Origin of the sequence: Intrasporangium zincisolvens, assembly GCF_034724055.1 — a bacterium.
Classification (GTDB): domain Bacteria; phylum Actinomycetota; class Actinomycetes; order Actinomycetales; family Dermatophilaceae; genus Monashia; species Monashia zincisolvens.
The window spans coordinates 79,976-98,362 of record NZ_JAWIIL010000003.1; the positions used below are offsets into that span (position 1 = coordinate 79,976).

At 73.9% G+C, this 18,387-nt stretch carries 15 protein-coding genes and 1 pseudogene; 12 read left to right on the forward strand and 4 right to left on the reverse strand.

Annotation, left to right across the window (positions count from 1 at the left end; translation table 11 throughout):
* Nucleotides 1–46: 46 nt before the first annotated feature.
* The 6 genes and pseudogenes from hisC to RY076_RS08925 all read left to right on the forward strand — a co-directional run bounded on the left by hisC (nucleotide 47) and on the right by RY076_RS08925 (nucleotide 5,602).
* Nucleotides 47–1,222, forward strand: a complete 1,176-nt coding sequence (gene hisC, locus RY076_RS08900) for a histidinol-phosphate transaminase (protein WP_323097305.1) — start codon at nucleotides 47–49, stop codon at nucleotides 1,220–1,222.
* 168 nt (nucleotides 1,223–1,390) lie between these two features.
* Nucleotides 1,391–2,038 carry a hypothetical protein gene (locus RY076_RS08905; RefSeq protein WP_323097306.1) on the forward strand — a complete coding sequence of 216 codons (648 nt, stop codon included), beginning with the start codon at nucleotides 1,391–1,393 and terminating at the stop codon, nucleotides 2,036–2,038.
* Nucleotides 2,035–2,943, forward strand: a complete 909-nt coding sequence (locus RY076_RS08910; protein ID WP_323097307.1) for a hypothetical protein — start codon at nucleotides 2,035–2,037, stop codon at nucleotides 2,941–2,943. Before RY076_RS08905 ends, RY076_RS08910 begins: the two co-directional genes overlap by 4 nt.
* Nucleotides 2,940–3,653 (forward strand): hypothetical protein, encoded by a 714-nt coding sequence (locus RY076_RS08915; RefSeq protein WP_323097308.1) that lies wholly within the window; start codon nucleotides 2,940–2,942, stop codon nucleotides 3,651–3,653. Before RY076_RS08910 ends, RY076_RS08915 begins: the two co-directional genes overlap by 4 nt.
* Nucleotides 3,654–3,715: 62 nt before the next feature.
* Nucleotides 3,716–4,075, forward strand: a pseudogene (locus RY076_RS08920) (glyoxalase superfamily protein); the annotation flags it as partial.
* 117 nt (nucleotides 4,076–4,192) lie between these two features.
* Nucleotides 4,193–5,602 carry an AAA family ATPase gene (locus RY076_RS08925; protein ID WP_323097309.1) on the forward strand — a complete coding sequence of 470 codons (1,410 nt, stop codon included), beginning with the start codon at nucleotides 4,193–4,195 and terminating at the stop codon, nucleotides 5,600–5,602.
* A 45-nt stretch (nucleotides 5,603–5,647) separates the two neighbouring features.
* On the opposite strand, the gene RY076_RS08930 is transcribed toward RY076_RS08925, so the two are convergent.
* Nucleotides 5,648–6,172, reverse strand: coding sequence for an SRPBCC family protein (locus RY076_RS08930; protein ID WP_323097310.1), 525 nt, complete (start codon nucleotides 6,170–6,172; stop codon nucleotides 5,648–5,650).
* 90 nt (nucleotides 6,173–6,262) lie between these two features.
* Between RY076_RS08930 and RY076_RS08935 the strand changes: the two genes are divergently transcribed.
* The 4 genes from RY076_RS08935 (at nucleotide 6,263) to RY076_RS08950 (ending at nucleotide 10,626) form a co-directional block, all read left to right on the forward strand.
* Nucleotides 6,263–6,760, forward strand: a complete 498-nt coding sequence (locus RY076_RS08935) for a winged helix-turn-helix transcriptional regulator (protein ID WP_323097311.1) — start codon at nucleotides 6,263–6,265, stop codon at nucleotides 6,758–6,760.
* Nucleotides 6,761–7,011: 251 nt separating this feature from the next.
* On the forward strand, nucleotides 7,012–8,166 hold the full coding sequence (pdhA, locus tag RY076_RS08940) for a pyruvate dehydrogenase (acetyl-transferring) E1 component subunit alpha (protein ID WP_323097312.1): 1,155 nt from the start codon (nucleotides 7,012–7,014) through the stop codon (nucleotides 8,164–8,166).
* A complete protein-coding gene (locus tag RY076_RS08945; RefSeq protein ID WP_323097313.1) occupies nucleotides 8,166–9,152 on the forward strand; it encodes an alpha-ketoacid dehydrogenase subunit beta in 987 nt (328 codons plus the stop codon). The genes pdhA and RY076_RS08945 overlap by 1 nt, the downstream gene beginning before the upstream one ends.
* A 19-nt stretch (nucleotides 9,153–9,171) precedes the next feature.
* A complete protein-coding gene (locus RY076_RS08950; RefSeq protein WP_323097315.1) occupies nucleotides 9,172–10,626 on the forward strand; it encodes a dihydrolipoamide acetyltransferase family protein in 1,455 nt (484 codons plus the stop codon).
* 233 nt (nucleotides 10,627–10,859) lie between these two features.
* Here the strand turns inward: RY076_RS08950 and RY076_RS08955 are convergent, their stop codons facing one another.
* Complete coding sequence (locus RY076_RS08955; protein WP_323097316.1) at nucleotides 10,860–12,992, reverse strand: MDR family MFS transporter; 2,133 nt, start codon at nucleotides 12,990–12,992, stop codon at nucleotides 10,860–10,862.
* Nucleotides 12,993–13,066: 74 nt separating this feature from the next.
* Between RY076_RS08955 and RY076_RS08960 the strand changes: the two genes are divergently transcribed.
* Entirely contained in the window at nucleotides 13,067–13,675 is a 609-nt protein-coding gene (locus RY076_RS08960; RefSeq protein ID WP_323097317.1) for a TetR family transcriptional regulator, read from the forward strand.
* 66 nt (nucleotides 13,676–13,741) lie between these two features.
* Here the strand turns inward: RY076_RS08960 and RY076_RS08965 are convergent, their stop codons facing one another.
* A complete protein-coding gene (locus tag RY076_RS08965; protein ID WP_323097318.1) occupies nucleotides 13,742–16,321 on the reverse strand; it encodes a hypothetical protein in 2,580 nt (859 codons plus the stop codon).
* Between the two features lie 88 nt (nucleotides 16,322–16,409).
* Nucleotides 16,410–16,772, reverse strand: a complete 363-nt coding sequence (locus tag RY076_RS08970) for a TraR/DksA family transcriptional regulator (RefSeq protein WP_323097319.1) — start codon at nucleotides 16,770–16,772, stop codon at nucleotides 16,410–16,412.
* A 127-nt stretch (nucleotides 16,773–16,899) separates the two neighbouring features.
* Here RY076_RS08970 and RY076_RS08975 point away from each other — a divergent pair, with 127 nt between their 5' ends.
* On the forward strand, nucleotides 16,900–18,387 hold the full coding sequence (locus RY076_RS08975; RefSeq protein WP_323097320.1) for a hypothetical protein: 1,488 nt from the start codon (nucleotides 16,900–16,902) through the stop codon (nucleotides 18,385–18,387).

The following is an 18,387-nucleotide window of genomic DNA, read 5'->3' on the forward strand; positions in this document are numbered from 1 at the left end:
ACCACGCTGAGACGGGCGGTGGGGCCCACCCTCTAGAGTGCGCCGTATGAGCGACGCGGTCGACCGTCCCGAGAGCCCCGAGCCCACCGACGCCACGGGCGCCGGCTCCGCCGACGCGTCGGGCCCGGACGCGTCGAGCCCCGACGCGTCGAGCCCGGTGCGTCTGCGCGACGTGCTCTCCCGGATGCCCGACTACAAGCCGGGCAAGCCGGCCAGCGCCCCGGCCGGCGTCACGGCCTACAAGCTGTCCTCGAACGAGAACCCGTACGGCCCGCTGCCCTCGGTGCTCGCCGCGATCGGCGACGCCGCCACCACCGTCAACCGCTACCCCGACATGGCGGTCACGGCCCTGACGCAGCGGCTCGCCTCCGCCCTCGACGTGCCGGCCGAGTGCCTGGCCACCGGCACCGGCTCGGTCGCGGTGCTCGCGCAGGTCGTCAACGCGGCCTGCGACGCCGGCGACGAGGTCGTCTTCGCGTGGCGGTCCTTCGAGGCCTACCCGATCGTGGCCCAGCTGGCCGGCGCCGAGCCGGTCATGGTCGGCCTCGACGCCGATGCCCGGCACCGCCTCGACGCCATGGCCGCGGCGATCACCGACCGCACCCGCGTCGTCCTCGTCTGCACGCCGAACAACCCCACCGGCCCGTGCGTCCACGAGAAGGAGCTCGAGGCGTTCCTCGCGAAGGTGCCGAGCGACGTCATCGTCGTCGTCGACGAGGCGTACGTCGAGTTCGTCCGCGACCCCGACGCCGTCCGCGGCCTGGAGGTGTGGCACCGGCACCCGAACGTCGTCGTCCTGCGCACCTTCTCCAAGGCGTACGGCCTGGCCGGCCTGCGCGTCGGGTACGCCGTCGCCCACCCGCCGGTCGCGGCCGCGATCCGCAAGACGGCCACGCCGTTCGGCGTCAACTCCCTCGCACAGGTGGCGGCGATCGCCTCGCTCGACGCGTTCGACGAGCTGGCCGAGCGCGTCGAGACGATCGTCGCCGAGCGCGACCGCGTCACGCAGGCCCTCGCCGACCAGGGCTGGAACCTGCCGCGCACCGACGCCAACTTCGTGTGGTTCCCGCTCGGCGCCGACGCCACCGCGTTCGCGCGCACGTGCGAGGAGGCCGGGCTCATGGTGCGCCAGTACGGCGACGACGGCGTGCGCGTCACGATCGGCGAGGTCGAGGCCAACAGCCGTCTCGTGGAGGTGGCGCAACGGTTCGGCCCGCGCTGACCCGGCCCGTCATTCGTCGGGCCACCTCTCTCTGCCCCCCGCGTCCGTCGCGCGCCGCGACCCGGTGACGTGGCGGCCCCGCGGGCCGACAATGGGGTGACGTCGCGGTCGACGCCGGGTCGACGCCGGGTCGACGCTCGGGAGTCGCCGCGGCAGGCGGGAGACGGCATGCGACTCGAGCAGGGGCGCTGGCCGGCAGGGCTCGTGGCCCTGGCCGGGGTGGCGCTCGTCGTGCCGTCGCTGGGGAGCCCGACCTGGCAGCAGACCGTGTCCGCCCCCGAACGTGGGGAGATCCTCTCCCGCCAGCAGCAGTTCAGCTGGGGCCGGCAGGTCGTCGAGGGGTTCGCCGGGTCGCTCTTCGGCATCGTCGAGAACCCGGCCGGACGCGTCGTGCTCACCGCCCTCGTGGTCGTCGCCGGGGGGGCGGCGCTGGCCTGGCTCGTGGTGCCCGGGCGCGTCGCGGTGGTCGCCCCGATCGCCGTGGCCCTGCTGCTCGGCCACGTCGCATCCAGCGCCACGCAGCGCCTCGGGCGCTCGCTCGCCGACCGGGCGCCGGCCGCTCCCGGCCTCGAGTACGTCGGGGGCAGCACCGACGCCGGGTCCGCCGAGACGGCGGCAGCGGTCGTCCTCCTCGCGGCGCTCGCGGCCATGCTCGTGACGCTGCTGCGCGGTGCCCGCCGCGACGCGTCGCACCGGACCGCGATGGACGAGGATGCGGTGCTCGAGCCCGTGGGGCGCCACCTCGAGGGCCCGGCGGTCGATCTCGTCGACACCGAACGCCCGACTGCCCCTCGGCCCGGGGGAGGGCCGTCATGAGCGCCGACGACGCCGAGCGCGTCGGCGCGGGTGACGCGCAGGAGCCCGTCCCCGACGCGTCGGGGGACCCGGTCCGCGGGCGTCCGCAGGTCGTGCGCGGGCGTGAGCTCGTCGCGGTGCTCGGCGCTGCCGGTGCGCTGCTCGCGGTGCCGCAGCTGTTCTGGCCGACCCACTCCGTCGGCGTCCGCGGCGAGGGCCCGACCGGCGGCTACGACTTCAGGCAGTCGATCTGGAGCTGGGGCCGGTACGCCGACACGACGACCGTCGACGCGGGCCAGTTCGACGTCTCCAACCCCTTCACCCTGACGCTCTTCGCCGCGTCGATCGTCGTGGGCCTCGCGGCGTGCGCCGCCTACGCCCTGCGGGCCGGCACCGACGGGCGGGTGCTCGGGGCGGCGGGCCTCGGCTGGGCGCTGCTCGGCCTCGGCGCGCCCCTCGCGCAGCGCGTCGGCGACACCGTCACCGGCCTCTACGGCGACAACCCCAACATGGAGGTCGACACCCACGTGACCGGTTGGCTCCAGTGGCTGTCGGTGGCGCTGCTCGTCGGGGCCTTCGGCCTCGTCGTCGCCGGTCCGACCGTGTCGACGGTGCGCGCGGCGTGGCCGGGACTTGTCGCGGGGGTCGTCCGGCTGCGGGAGTCGCGCGAGGTCGACGACGAACCGGACGCGCTCGCCGACGCGTTCGGCGACACGGGCCCGGCGCCGGGCGCCGACGCGTCGTCCGGTGAGCCGGGACCGGCGTCCGGCGGGTCGGGACCGCGCATCGGCATCGCGACGCTGCGCGACCTCCCCGCCGGCGACCGCCCGGGACGTGGGGCACGCGTCGTCGGCTTCAGCGACGACGACGACGGTGACCCCGGGTACGGCACCGGCGGCCTGGGCCGCGGTCCGGACGCGTCGTGACACCGTCGGGAGGGTCGTGGCGCGGCCCGTCGGGCTGGTCGTCGCCGTTGCGTGCGGCGCGACTCGTGCCGGGGCGCGCGCCGGCCGGAGCGCTCGCGGCCGTCGGCCTGCTCCTCGCGGCCACGCCGGCCGTCTGGCCGACCCGCGCGCTCGTCCTCACGACGGCCGAGGTCGGCGAGTTCCACCGCGTCCTGACCACCGAGCAGTGGTCGTGGGGGCGCGAGCTCAGCGTCGCCGAGAACGGGTCCGCCTACGACGCCGCGAGCGGCCCGCCGAACCACGTCGCCCTCGCCGTTCTCTGCGCCGTGCTGACGCTCGCCCTGGCCGGCGTCGTCGCGTGGCTCGTGGTGCCCGGCCGCACCGGCGAGGTCGCCGGTGCCGCGGGGATGGCCGCGGGGCTCGCGACCGTGGCGCAGTCGTGGGCGGCGCGGGTCGGCAGCACCGACGCGTCCGGTGGCCTGCTGCCCGGGCTGACCACGCAGACGCTCCCCGCCGGCCACCTCGAGTCGGTCGCCGGCGTGCTGCTCGGCATCGCGCTCCTCCTGGCGGTGCGCCCGGCGCTCGCCGAGGCCGCCGCTCGGGCCTGGCGCCACGTCCTCGGGGCGGTCGAGCGCGACCGGGCCGCCGAACGACGGCGTGACGTCGAGCGGGATGTCGAGCGGGACGTCGAGCGGGATGGCGCAGCCGACCCGGCCGAGCCGCAGCGCTGACGGCGAGGACTGACTGCGCGGCGTCCGGCCCCGGCGTCGGTGGTCGGCCCTAGCGTGGGTGCATGGACATGAGGCTTGAGCTCGTCATGGTGCCGGTGACCGACGTCGACCGCGCCCGCGACTTCTACGTCGACCACGTCGGTTTCGTGCTCGACCACGACCAGACCGTCAGCGAGGAGGTGCGCTTCGTGCAGCTGACGCCGCCCGGGTCGGCCTGCTCCATCGCCTTCGGCAAGGGCCTCACCGAGATGGTGCCCGGCGCGCTCGACAACCTCCAGGTCGTCATCGCCGACGCCGACGCGGCCCGTGCCGAGCTCCTCGCCCGCGGCGTCGAGGCCTCCGAGGTCGACGACCAGCCGTGGGGCCGGTTCGTCCGCTTCGCCGATCCTGACGGCAACCGTTGGACGCTGCAGCAGCTGCCCGCGTGGGCGCGCGGCGCCGGGGGAGAGGGCACGAACCCCGGAGAGTGGAGCCAGGAGGGCGGCACGGGCACCGGCACCGAGCCCGACGGCGCTGCCGCCGACGCCTGAGGCGCGCGGGTGCTGACGGCCGTCGCGGTCTCGGGCTACCGCTCGCTGCGCGACGTCGTCGTGCCGCTGCACGGGCTCGACGTCGTCACCGGCGCCAACGGCAGCGGCAAGTCGAGCCTCTACCGGGCCCTCCGGCTGCTCGCCGGCTGCGGGCGCGGCGACGTCGTCGGCACGCTCGCCCGTGAGGGTGGGCTGCAGTCGGCGCTCTGGGCCGGGCCGGCGACGCTCGGCGGGGCGCGCCGGGGTCACGCGGTGCAGGGCACGATGCGCAGGGGGCCGATCAGCCTCCAGCTCGGCTTCGCCTCCGACGACTTCGGCTACCTCGTCGACCTCGGGCTGCCCCAGCAGGCGTCGGGCTTCGACGGCTCGAGCGGCTCGAGCGGCTCGACCGGGTCGGCGTTCCTGCGCGATCCGGAGATCAAGCGCGAGGTGGTGTGGGCGGGGCCGGTCATGCGGCCGGGCTCGGTCCTCGTGCGCCGGCGCTGGGGCGTCGTCGAGACCCGCGGCACCGGGGCCGCCGACGACGACTGGGGCTCCGACTGGGGCGACTCGTCCGACGGCGACGAGTGGGAGTCCGACCCGGTGGCGCGCTCGGGTGGTCGTTCGGGCGCCCGCTCCGGTGGCGGCCGCACGTCGGGAACGGGCGGGCGGCCCGCGAGGGGGTGGACCGAGCTGACCCGCTCGCTGCGCCCGTGGGAGAGCATGCTCACCGAGCTCGCCGACCCCGACCGGGCGCCCGAGCTGCTCCGCGTCCGGCGGCTCGTGCGCGGGTGGCGCTTCTACGACGGCTTCCGCGCCGACGCCGACGCCCCGGCCCGCCAGTCGCAGGTCGGCACCCGCACACCGGTGCTCGCCGACGACGGCCGCGACCTCGCCGCCGCCATCCAGACCATCCGCGAGGACGGCCGCGGCGAGCTCGACCGTGCGGTCGCCGACGCCTTCGACGGCGCGATCCTCGACGTCACGGTCGACGCCGGGCGGTTCGACCTGGCGCTGCACCAGCCCGGCATGCTGCGGTCCCTCGGGGTGGCCGAGCTGTCCGACGGCACCCTGCGCTACCTGCTCCTCGTCGCGGCCCTGCTCACCGTCGACCCACCACCGCTGCTCGTGCTCAACGAGCCCGAGACCTCCCTGCACCCCGACCTCGTGCCACCTCTCGCGCGGCTCGTGCGACGCGCGGCCGAGCGCACCCAGGTCATGGTCGTGTCGCACTCGGCCGCGCTGGTGCGCGAGCTGGGAGCCGACCCCGACGGCGGCGGCGAGGACGACGACGCTGACGACGACGAGGACGACGATCGGCCGGCGGGGCTCGGGTCGCCGGCCCGGGTCGTCACCCTGACCAAGGACCTCGGCGAGACCGCCGTCGTCGGCCAGGGCCTGCTGTCGACGCCCCCGTGGGCCTGGGGCACGCGTCGCTGATCCCACCCGTCCGGCCGAATCGGCCGGACGGGACAGGCCCCGGCATCAGGACACGACGGGGACCTCGGCCGTGCCGGCGAGGGCGGCCTCGAGCGACTCCTGGTTGCTGAAGGCGTCGGGCACCCCGGCCCCGGTGAGCACGCGGTCGCGGAGGCTGCCGAGCACGTACTGGCTCCACGCGGTGCGGCAGACGTCGAAGCACTCGTGCCCGGCGTGCAGCCCGACGTGCGTGAAGGTGAGCCGGGTGCGGGCGGGGTCACCGGCGGCGGCGTCGGCCGGTTCCCGCGCGATGTCGAAGCGCACGGTCGTGCCGGTCCACTCCTGCTTGTCCTCGGGGAAGGTGAGGTGGCTGTCGAGGACGAGCCACTCGACGCGCGAGCCGGCGTCGAGGCGCGTCGTGCGGAACTTGCTGAAGTGGATGTCGGGGACGGTGTAGACCCACTCGGCGCCGAGGGTCGTGGTGTCGCCGACGATGCTGCCGGACCACCAGCTGCGCACGTCGGTGACGGCGTCGAAGACCTCCTGCGGGGTCTGCTCGACGGTGAAGCTCATCGTGAGGTCGGTGCCCATGGCTGTGCCCTTTCCGAAGTGACTTGCATGATGCAAGTCACGGTAACGACATCGACTTTCATGATGCAAGCACTTTGCTAGGCTGGTCCCGTGCTCGGCCGGACCTACGACTCCCAGGTGTGCTCCATCGCGCGGGCCCTCGAGCTCGTCGGCGAACGGTGGAGCCTGCTCATCGTCCGCGACGCCCTCTTCGCCGGCGTCACGCGCTTCACCGACTTCCAGCACAACCTCGGCATCGCGACGAACGTGCTGCAGAGCCGCCTCGACGCCTTCGTCGAGGCCGGCGTCATGGAGCGCCGCGAGGTGGCCGGCTCGGCGGCGCAGCGCGAGTACGTCCTGACCGACAAGGGCCGCGACCTCGCCCCGACGCTCGTCGCGCTGACCGAGTGGGGCGACCGGTGGGCGGCGCCCGGCGAGCCGCCGATCCTGTACGAGCACGCCGACTGCGGCGAGGCCGTGTCGGTGGCGACGGCGTGCGCGACGCACGGCCCGGTCCCTGCGGGCGAGGTCGCCGTGGCCATCGGCCCGGGCATGCCGGCCGACTACCTCGCGGCGCGTCGCCCGCGGCGCGACGCGTCGGGCAGCTGACGCGTCGGGCAGCTGACGCGCGTCGGTGCCGGTGCCCGCCGTGGTGTCCGCCGGACGCGCCCGCCGACCACGGACGGCGGCCGGTCGTCCCGCATTGTGAGATTCGCAGGGCCCTCCGGTACGGTTCGAATCGGAGACCCGCATGTGTTCGCCGTCACCCTCGGCGGGCGTGTGTGACACAGCCGTCGGGCGGGTGACCCCCGTACGCGGCCCGATTCGAAGCCGGACCCTGCTCCGGCGAAGGAGCCCCAGTGAGCGACAAGGTTGTCGCCGAGCTGCAGGAGCCGACCCCCGCGGTCGGCGACGGCGGCCCGGACATGATCCAGCTGCTGACCCCGGAGGGTCAGCGTGTGTCCCACCCCGACTACGACAAGTACGTCGCGGACCTGACAGCCGAGGACCTGCGGAGCTTCTACCGCGACCTCGTCCTCATCCGTCGTCTCGACGCGGAGGGCTACGCGCTCCAGCGCCAGGGTGAGCTCGGCCTGTGGCCGAGCCTGCTGGGGCAGGAGGCCGCCCAGGTCGGCTCCGGCCGTGCGCTCAGGCCGCACGACTTCGTCTTCCCCACCTACCGCGAGCACGGCGTCGGCTTCGTGCGCGGCATGGACCCGCAGAGCTCGCTGCAGCTCTTCCGCGGCGTCAGCCAGGGCGGGTGGGACCCCAAGGAGAACAACTTCCACCTCTACACGATCGTCATCGGAGCCCAGGCGCTGCACGCCACCGGCTACGCGATGGGCGTGAAGATGGACGGCAACGTCGGCACCGGCGACCCCGACCGCGACACCGCCGTCATCTGCTACTTCGGCGACGGCGCGTCCTCGCAGGGCGACGTCAACGAGGCGTTCGTCTACGCGGCGTCCTTCGATGCCCCCGTCGTGTTCTTCTGCCAGAACAACCAGTGGGCGATCTCCGAGCCGGTCACGAAGCAGACGCGCATCCCGCTGTTCCAGCGTGCCCGCGGCTTCGGCTTCCCCGGCGTCCGCGTCGACGGCAACGACATCCTCGCGACGTACGCCGTCACGCAGCACTGCCTCGACGAGGCCCGCAACGGCAACGGCCCGCTGCTCATCGAGGCCTTCACCTACCGCATGGGCGCGCACACCACGGCCGACGACCCGACGAAGTACCGCGTGTCGGCCGAGGTCGAGGAGTGGAAGTTCCGCGACCCGATCCTGCGCCTCAAGACCTACCTGGCCCACGAGGGCATGGCCGACGACGAGTTCTTCGCCCGCGTCGACACCGAGGCCGACCAGTTCGCCGCCGAGCTGCGCGAGGGCTGCATCACGATGGAGACGATGGCCGGCAGCACGATGTGGGACCACGTCTACGCCGAGGACCACCCCGTCATGGAGGCGGAGCGTGCCGCCTACCTCGCCTACAAGGCGAGCTTCGAGGAGGCGAACTGATGGCACTCGAGAAGGTCACCCTCGGCAAGAGCATCACCAACGGCCTGCGCAAGGCCATGGAGGCCGACCCCAAGGTCGTGCTCATCGGTGAGGACATCGGCAAGCTCGGTGGCGTCTTCCGCATCACCGAGGGCCTGCAGAAGGACTTCGGCGAGGAGCGCGTCATCGACTCCCCGCTCGCCGAGTCCGGCATCGTCGGCACGGCGATCGGCATGGCGCTGCGCGGCTACCGCCCCGTCTGCGAGATCCAGTTCGACGGCTTCGTCTACCCGGCGTTCGACCAGATCGTCTGCCAGGTCGCCAAGATGCACGCCCGCGCCCTCGGTGCGGTCAAGATCCCCATGGTCATCCGCATCCCGTTCGGCGGCGGCATCGGCAGCCCCGAGCACCACTCGGAGAGCCCCGAGGCCTACTTCGCCCACACGGCCGGCCTGCGCACCGTCGCGTGCAGCAACCCCGAGGACGCCCACTGGATGATCCAGCAGGCCATCGAGTGCGACGACCCGGTCATCTTCTTCGAGCCGAAGCGCCGCTACCACGACCGCGCCGAGTACGACACGGCCGCCGCGTCCGCGCCGCGCAGCCTCTTCGAGGCCAACGTGCTGCGTGAGGGCACCGACGTGACGCTCGTGGGCTATGGCCCGGTCGTCAAGACGATGCTCGAGTCGGCCGCCGCGGCCGAGGCCGAGGGCACGAGCATCGAGGTCATCGACCTGCGCTCGCTCTCGCCGCTGCCCATCGACGCCGTCGTCGCGTCGGTGAAGAAGACGGGCCGTCTCGTCGTCGTCCACGAGGCGAGCACGTTCCTCGGCATGGCGTCGGAGATCTCCGCCCAGGTCACCGAGCAGTGCTTCTACGAGCTCGAGGCGCCGGTCGTGCGCGTCGGCGGTGCGAACATCCCGTATCCGCCGAGCCGGATGGAGGAGGAGTTCCTCCCCGACCTCGACCGCATCCTCGACGGCGTCGACCGCGCTCTCGCGTACTGACCGAAAGAGACTGTCACACATGGCAATCCGTACGTTCAAGCTTCCCGACCCCGGTGAGGGGCTCGTCGAGGCCGAGATCGTCGAGTGGCGGGTCAAGCCCGGCGACACGGTCAAGGTCAACGACATGGTCCTTGAGATCGAGACCGCCAAGTCGCTCGTCGAGCTGCCGATCCCGTGGGCCGGCACCGTCAAGGACCTCCTCGTCGAGGTCGGCCAGACCATCGACGTCGGCACCCCGATCATCACGATCGAGGACGGCACGGCCGAGGAGCCGGCGCCGGTCGCTCCGGCCATCCCCGGCGAGACGGCCGAGCCGGCCGGCGGCGAGGCGATCCTCGTCGGCTACGGCGCGAAGGCCGGCGCCACGGCCCGTCGTCCGCGCAAGGCCGCGGCTGCCCCGGGTGCTCCGGCGCCGGTCGCGCGCACTGCGGCCCCCACCGAGACCGAGCAGGTCGCGGCGGCGGCTCCCGTCGCCGAGCCGACGGTCCCGGCGGCCCGCGTCGAGTCCCCGGCGCCGGCGCCGGCGCCCGCCGCCCCGGTGGCGCGTGAGGGCCGGCCGAAGGCCAAGCCCCCGGTGCGCAAGCTCGCCAAGGACCTCGGCGTCGACCTCTGGTCGGTGGCCGGTTCCGGGCCCGAGGGCGTCATCACCCGCGACGACGTCAACGCGCACGCGTCCGGTGCGGTCAACGGCGCCGTGGCGCAGGAGGTCCCGGCGGCTGCCGGTGCCGCCGCGCCGGCGCTGCCGTTCGGCGCGGGCGAGCGCGAGACGCGCATCCCGATCAAGGGCGTGCGCAAGATGACGGCTCAGGCGATGGTCGGCTCCGCGTTCACGGCGCCGCACGTCACCGAGTGGATCACCATCGACGTCACCAAGACGATGGAGCTGGTCGACCGCCTCAAGGGCCACCGCGAGTTCCGCGACGTCAAGGTGACGCCGCTGCTCGTCCTGGCCAGGGCGCTGACGCTCGCGATCCGGCGCAACCCGGGCATGAACGCCGCGTGGGACGAGGCCGCCCAGGAGATCGTCCAGAAGAACTACGTCAACCTCGGCATCGCGGCCGCCACGCCGCGCGGGCTCATCGTGCCGAACATCAAGGACGCGCACGCGCTGACGATGCTCGAGCTCGCCCGCGCCATCGGCGAGCTGACGGCGACGGCCCGCGAGGGTCGCACGCAGCCGGCCGAGATGTCGGGCGGCACCATCACGATCACCAATGTCGGCGTCTTCGGCGTCGACAGCGGCACGCCGATCATCAACCCCGGCGAGTCGGCGATCGTATGCTTCGGCGCGATCCGCAAGCAGCCGTGGGTCGTCACCGACGCCGACGGCAACGACGAGATCGCGGTGCGCCACGTGACGCAGCTGGCCGTGAGCTTCGACCACCGCCTCATCGACGGTGAGCTCGGCTCGCGGTTCCTGTCCGACCTCGCGGCGATCCTGCAGGACCCGGCCCAGGCCCTCGTCTGGGGCTGACCGACACCACCACGCTCAACCGTCGAGTGGTCACGTCTGGTGGCCTCCCAACCGTCGAGAGGCCACGTCTGGTGGCCTCCTGACCGTCGACAGGCCACGAATGGTGGCCTGTCGACGGTCGAGAGGCCACGAATGGTGGCCGGGCGACGCACGAGAGGCCAGATCTCCGACTGAGATCTGGCCTCTCGACGTGCTGGGGCCAGCCGAACGTGGCCTTTCGACGTTTGACGGAGTCAGCGGGCCGAGGCGGCCTCGTGCTCGACGCGCCGGGCCTGCTGGCGGTCCACGAGGTAGGCGGCCGTCAGGTCGTCGCCGACCCGCTCGAGCATCCGCACGTCGACGGCCTCGTACCGCTCGTCGACGGTCGGCTCGACAGTCGTCATGACCTCGTGGGCGTCACGCTCGGCGATCGCCGTGGCGAGCTCGCGCTTGAGAGCCTCGTCGAGCACGCCGCCCTCGGCCTTGGCCCGCGCCGCGACCTCGACGGCGAACCGCTCGGTGTCGGCCGCGATCGACGGGTCCTCGGTCGTGAGCATCCGCGCCGTCCGGTGCAGCAGCGCCGCCCCCGCGTCTAGGTCGCCCTCACCGATCCGGACCACGGCCCGCGTCAGCAGCGGCCGGTCGCCGCGCAGTGCGGTGTCGGCGAGCAGGGCGAGGCGGAGACCGAGCAGGCGCTCGTGGGTGCGGCTGTTGCCGGCCTCGCGGCCGAGCGGAACCTTGAGCTCGGCGTCGGGCGCCGACTGGGACAGGGTGTCGAGCATCTCGATGCCGGCCTCGTCGGGCGTGTGCACGGTGTCGCGCAGCGGCAGCTCCTTGATGAAGAGGGCGGCCAGCAGTGCCAGGGCGAAGGGGACCAGGCCCCAGACGAACACGCTGTGCAGCGAGTCGGCCAGACCCTGCTGGACGCCGTGCACGATCTGCGGCGGCAGCTTCGACAGGGCCGACGGGTCGAGCACCGAGCCGGCGCTGATCTGCTGGCCCGAGGCCTTCATCTGCTCGACGACCTGCGTCGGCAGGTGCGAGGCGATGTTCGCCGCCAAGCCGCCGGTCATGATCGTGCCGAACACGGCGGTGCCGACGGTCGAGCCGACGTTGCGGAAGAACTGCGTGGACGCCGTGGCGACGCCGAGGTCCTTGCGCTGGGCGGAGTTCTGGATGATGAGCGTGAAGACCTGCAGGGCCATGCCGAGCCCGACGCCGAAGACGATCATCGACAGCGTCAGCTCGACCTGGCTCGAGCCGTAGTGCAGCTGGGTCAGCAGCCAGAAGCCGACGCCCATGATGAGGATGCCGAGGATCGTCTGCAGCTTGTAGCGGCCCGTCTTGGTGATGACGAGCCCGGACACGATCGACAGGCCGATCATGGCCACCGACATCGGCATGAGGATGAGGCCGGAGTTGGTGGCCGAGGCCCCGAGGACGCCCTGCGCGTACACCGGCAGGTAGATCATCGCGCCGAACATCATGACCGAGACCATGAAGGCCGCGATGTTGGACAGCGTGAAGAGCGGGCTGCGGAAGAGGCGCAGCGGCAGGACCGGCTCGACGGCCCTGCGCTCGATGGCGATGAAGGCGCCGAGGGCGATGATGCCGGCGACGTACATGCCGATGATGGCGGGGGAGCCCCAGTCGAGCGTCGTGCCGCCGAGGGAGGTGGGCACGAGCAGGAGGATGAGGGTCAGCGACAGGACGCCGATGCCGGCCTTGTCGACGACGGAATCGCGCGGCGTGTGCTCGAGGTGCAGGAAGCGGCTGATGCCGAAGAAGGCGAAGACGCCGACGGGTAGCGTGATGAAGAAGAGGTAGCGCCAGCCCCAGTGGTCGGTGACGAAGCCGCCGACGAGCGGGCCGAGGATCGAGGCGAGGCCGAAGACGCCGCCCATCAGGCCCTGGTACTTGCCGCGCTGACGCGGCGGGATGATGTCGCCGATGATGGTCTGGGACAGCGGCATCAGGGTGCCCATGCCGGCGCCCTGGATGGCACGGGCGGCGATGAGCCACCAGAAGTTCTGCGCGAACCCGGACAGGATCGAGCCGGCCATGAAGACGACGAGCCCGCCGAGGTAGAAGCCGCGACGACCGTAGAGGTCGCTCATCTTGCCGACGATGGGCACGGTGATGGCACTGACGAGCATCGCCGCGGTCGCGAGCCACGAGTAGTGGTCGATGCCGCCGAGCTCGGCGACGATGCGCGGCATCGCGGGGCCGACGATCGTCTGGCTGATCGACGCGACGAGCATGCCGAGCATGAGCGCGATGAAGATGTTGCGGGTCGAGCGGTCGAGTCCGGGCGCCTTCGTGGCGGTCGTCGTGCCGGTTGGTGCGGTCGCGGTGTCCGTGGCTACCCCCTGGGTCTTCTGTGGCATGAGCGCTACGGTACGCCGATTATGCAGTGACTGCAAAATTGCAGTCCATGCAGTGATCGTGACACCATGAGGCCATGAGCACGAGCACGCTGACCGACGACGGCTGCGGCCTGAGGGAGCGCAAGAAGCGCGAGACCCGCCGCGCCATCAACCTCGCGGCCCTCGAGCTCGTCGAGGAGAAGGGGTTCGCCGCGGTCACCACCGAGGAGATCGCCACGCGCGCCGGCGTCAGCGCTCGCACCTTCTTCAACTACTTCCCCTCCAAGGAGGCCGCCGTCATCGGCACGACGGCCGAGGAGCTCGAGTCCTACGCCGAGCAGCTCGAGGAGGTCACCGACGGCGAGACGCCGCTCGACTCGTTGCGCCGCATCCTCGCCGGCATGCTCGCCCCGGCCTCGGTGGACCGCGAGCTGCGCGCCAAGCGTCGACGCATCCTGCTCGGCGAGCCCTCGCTCGCCCCCGCCCTCGTCGGCAACAACATCCGCATCGAGAACGCCCTCACTGCGGCGCTCGAGCGCCGGCTCGGCCTCACGCCCGGCGAGTCCCTCCAGCCGCGCGTCACGGTGGCGGTCGCCATCGCCGCCGTGCGGGCCTGCATCGAGCACCAGCAGGCCGGGGGAGGCGGCCGTCTCGAGCGCAACATCGACGCCGCCTTCGACCTCATCGGGGCCGGGATCGCCTGAGCACCAGCAGGACCCGACGCCTCCGGTGAAGACGCTTCGGGTGGCGACGCGTCGGGCGGCGGCGCGTCAGGACAGGCCGCTGCGGACCGCGACGGCGGCCGCCTCCGCACGACCGTGCAGCCCCAGCCGCGCGTAGAGCGCGGCGGCGTCGTCGGTCAGCGCGGCGAGCTCGATCCCCGACGCCTCGGAGACCTCCGACAGGGGGTGTCCCGAGCCGAGGTCGGTGAGCAGGCGCACCTCGCTCGCCGAGAGCGGCACCTCGCCGCCCGGGCGGTCCGGCGGTGACGCGGGTGGGCCGGCGGGGGAGCCGGGTTGCTCGCCCACGATGGCCGTGACGTAGGCCAGCACCTCGGTGCGGGCGGTCGCCGCGTCGAGGAGGGAACCCTCGAACGCCTGACGGTCGAACACGTCGGCACCGAGCCGCTCACGCAACGCGGCAACCGACCGCTCGTAGGCCGCCGCCTTGCCCGGCGGGAGCCCCGCCAACAGGACCGGCAGCACCGGCGTGGCGATGCCGTGGAAGCGTGCCGCGGACACGAGGTCGCCCTGCGCCGCGGCCATGCGTGAGGCGACGAGGTAGGAGTAGGCGACCGTCGTCCACGCGGACAGGCGCCACACCAGCTCGAGCCGGGTCTGCGTCCACCGGGCCGACGCCACGATGTCGCCGTCGAGCAGGGCGCGGCTCGCCAGCTGGCCGAGGATGAGCGAGCGTGACGCCGCGTCGCCCGCCTCGGTGGCCACGGTGAGCAGCTCGGGCAGCGTCGGCACCTCAGGGCTCGGTCGGCCCGCCGCGTCGCGCGCCCCCAGGATGCCGATGCCCGGGGGCACTGTGTGCAGGAGGATGCCGGCGGCCACGACCGACTGCCGGTCCCCCGAGGCGCGCCCGCGCCGCAGGGCCGACAGGCCGACCTCGGCCGCGCCGGCTGCGTCTCCGCCCTGGATCAGGAGCGCGGCGCGCCAGGCCTCGAAGCGCGCGACCCACCGCTCGTGGTGCAGGTGCGTGGCCACCTCGAGGCCCTCGACGACGCAGCGGTGGGCGAGGATCGCGTTGCGGTGCAGCGGCGCCGTCCGGGCCACGGCGTCCAGCCCGCGGAGCAGTCGCAGCCGGTCGGGCGTGTGCCGAGCGCGGTCGATCCCGGCCAGCATGTGCGGAAGGGCCTCGTCGACGCGCTCGAGGGCGTCGGCGCCCTCCAGGGCCAGGGTGCCCGACCAGATCTCGGCGTCGGCCAGCAGGCCCTCGTCGACGGGTTGCGTCGCGAGCTCGCCGAGCAGCTCGTCGAGGACGCCGCGCAGGTTGCCGCGCTCGCCGACGGTGCGGCTCAGCAGCCCGAGGTCGACGGCCAGCCGCAGGGCCGTGGCGTGGTCCGGGCCGGCGCGCAGCCAGGTCAGGGCTGCGCTGAGGTCGGCGGACACGGGCTCGAGGAGCGCCAGGGCCTCGGGCTCGCGGGCGTCCGCCGCGATGAGGGCCGCCCGGCGGGCCAGGGCGGAATGGTGGGTGGCGTGACGGTCGAGCACGGCGCCCCCCTCACCCGTCTGGTCGAGCAGCTCGGCCGCGAGCTCGGCGGCGACCGGGTCGAGTGCGAACCGGGCGCGGTGGGCCGGCCTGGCGCCGCCGGAGGCCACGGCGGCCGGGGCCGCCGGCGCGGCCGAGAGGGCCGCGTCGTCACTGGTCACGTAGGAGGCGAGGTGCAGGTCGACGAGGGTGTCGAGGGCATCGACGAGGCGCGCCAGCGGCAGGTCGGACACGGCGCACGCGGCGTCGAGGTCGAAGGGCCCGCGCAGCGTCGACGCGTCGCGCAGCAGCTCCTGGGCGTCCGGCGACAGCGTGGCGTAGGACAGCTCGAGGGCGGTGCGCACCCCGCGCGGCTCGGTGCGCCTCATCGACAGCAGCGAGACGCGGGAGGACCCGCCGCGCAGCAGCCCCGCGACGCCGTCGATGCCGATCGCCCCGGCGCGCGCGGCGGCGAGCTCGAGGGCGAGCGGCAGCCCGCCGACGCCACGGCACACCTCCGCGGCGTCGCGGACGACGTCGTCGGTCGGTTCGAGGTGCGCGTCGACGAGGGCGACGCGGTCGAGCAGGAGCTCGACGGCCGGGTGGCGGCGCAGCGCGTCCGGGTCGTCCCCCTGACGTGGCGGGTCGAAAGCCCGCACCGCGACCTGCTCGGCCCCGGGCCACGAGGCCGGGCGGCGGCCGATGATGACGACGGCGAGGCCGGGGCAGGTGTCGACGAGCCGGTCGGCGTCGTGGACGAGCTGGCGCTCGGCGAGCAGGGCGTGCGGCCCCGCGCCGTCGGGCGGGTCCACGACGACGAGCAGCCGGCGCTCGCCGATCGCGGCCGCGAGCCGGTCCACGTCGTAGGGCTCGAGCACGCCGAGGTGGCTGGCGAGCCCGCGTCGCAGGCCGGGCCCGCCCCGCACGGCCAGCGTGACCGACGCGTCGTAGGCGTCGCGCAGCCGCTCGGCAGCGACCGCGACGAGCGTCGACGTGCCGACGCCGAGTGGGCCGTGGACGACGACGCGGCGCGCGCCCCCCGGGTCGAGCGCCGTGACGAGGGCCTCGACCTCCTGGACCCGGCCGTGGATCCCGTGTCCGGGGTGCACGACGAGGCGCGCGGCATCTCGCCGCGACCGTCCCGGCTCGCTCATCCGACCTCCGCGGACCAGCGTCGCAGAAGCCGGCCCCCGGCGGGGCCGTTTCGCCGAGAGCGAGAGCCCGTCCGGATCGTCGCGCCGTTCAGGCCGGCCGGCGGGCCGCGACGTGCTCGACGCACCGCGTCGCGGTCGGCCGGGCCTCGAGCCGGGCCGCCGGGATCGGCCGGTCGCACACCTCGCAGCGCCCGTACGTGCCCTGCGCCACCCGGGCGAGGGCGGCGTCGATGTCGGCCAGGTGCCCTTGGGCCTGCTCGACGAGGGCGCCGAGCTGGGTGCGTTCGTAGGCGATCGTCGAGCCCTCCGGGTCGTGCTCGTCGTCGGGGTTCGTGCCCTCCGCGCCGTCGACGACGCGGGTGAACTCGCTGCGCAGGTCGGCGAGGCGCTGCTCGGTAGCCTCGCGGTCCCCGGCGAGCAGCTGCTGCGGCGTGGTGGTGAGCTCGTCCACTCCATCATTGTCCGCCGCCGGTCCCGGCCCGTCCGCGCAATGTCGTGACATCGTCACGTCGCCATCGTCACGTCCCCGTCGACAGTCCCGGGCGGACACCTGGCCCGGGCACCGGCAGGATGGCCGCATGAGCGACTCCGACACCCAGCGCGGTGTGGTCTTCCCGTCCGACCCGGCCACCGGCCGGCGCAGCACGACGCTGGTCGGGCGGGCCGTCGTCGCCGATGCCCTTCGGGCGCACGACCCCGTCGGCGCGGCGTCGGCCGAGCGCGAGACGAGCTGGCGCCAGGGGTACCTGCCGCACTTCCGCCGGCTCGTCGAGGCGGGGCTGGTGTCCGACGCCGCGGCCGTCGGGATCGCCCGCGACGGGCTCGCCTCGCTGCACGGGCGGATGCGCTGGGCCGGTGCCGAGGGAGACGTGCCGCTGCCCGATGCGTTCGCCCCTCGTGACGCGGAGGGAGCCGCGCCGCCGCTCGGGTCGGAGACCCTGCGCGGCGAGGGGGAGCCCGAGCGTGCCCTCTCGCTGCCCTACGGCGGGGAGCGCCTCACCGGCGACGCGCTGCGGCGCCGGCTCGACGCGTGGGTGGAGGCGGGCACGGTCGAGCCGTCGTGCGCCGAGGCCGTCGGACGCGTCGTCGACCACCCGGAGTGGCTCGACCTGCGCGACCACACCGTCGTCGTCCTCGGAGCCGCGGCCGAGATGGGCCCGCTGCGATCCCTGCTGCGGTGGGGCGCGAACGTCGCAGCCGTCGACCTCCCGCGGAACGACCTGTGGGACAGGCTGATCGGCGACACGCGTCGACTAGCCGGCTCGCTGACGGTGCCCGTCCGCAGCGGCAGCGGCCCGCTGGCGGCCCGGGCCGGCGGCGATCTCGTGCACGACCTCGCCGCCGTCACCGAGTGGGTCTCCGGGCTCGACGCGTCGGAGCGGCTCGTCATCGGCAACTACGTCTACGCCGACGGCGCCACGAACGTGCGCGTCTCGACCGCCGTCGACGCGCTGACCGAACGCGTCGTCGCGGAGCGTGGGCGCGAGGCCGTCGCTCTCGCCTTCCTCGCCACGCCGACCGACGTGTTCGCGGTCCCGGCGGAGGCCGTCGAGAGGTCGGTGCGCAGCTACGCCGAGCGACGCACCTCGAAGCTTTTCCGCGTGCCGCTGCGCACCGTCAGCGGCGGGCGGCTGCTGCGTCGCAACTACGTGCCGGGCCAGGACCCCGGCATCAACGACAGCGTCGTGCTGCAGCAGGGGCCGAACTACCTCCTGGCCAAACGACTCCAGCGCTGGCGGGCCATGACCCACCGCGCCGACGGCGGGCTCGTGTCGTTCAAGGTGGCACCGCCGACGCGCACCCGGTCGGTCGTCAAGAACCGCGCGCTCGCCGCCGCGTACGCCGGGGCCCACCGGTTCGGCATCGAGGTGTTCGAGCCCGGCACGGCCAACACCCTGATGGCGGCGCTGCTCGTCCACGACCTGCGCACCGGGGCGCCGAGCCACGGCCACCCCTGGCAGGACGAGGCCTACGCCGCGGCGCACGGAGGGCTCTGGACCTCGGCCTACGACCCGCGCAGCGCCCTCGGCATCGCCGCACTCCTCGGCTTCGCCTCCGCCCGCTGA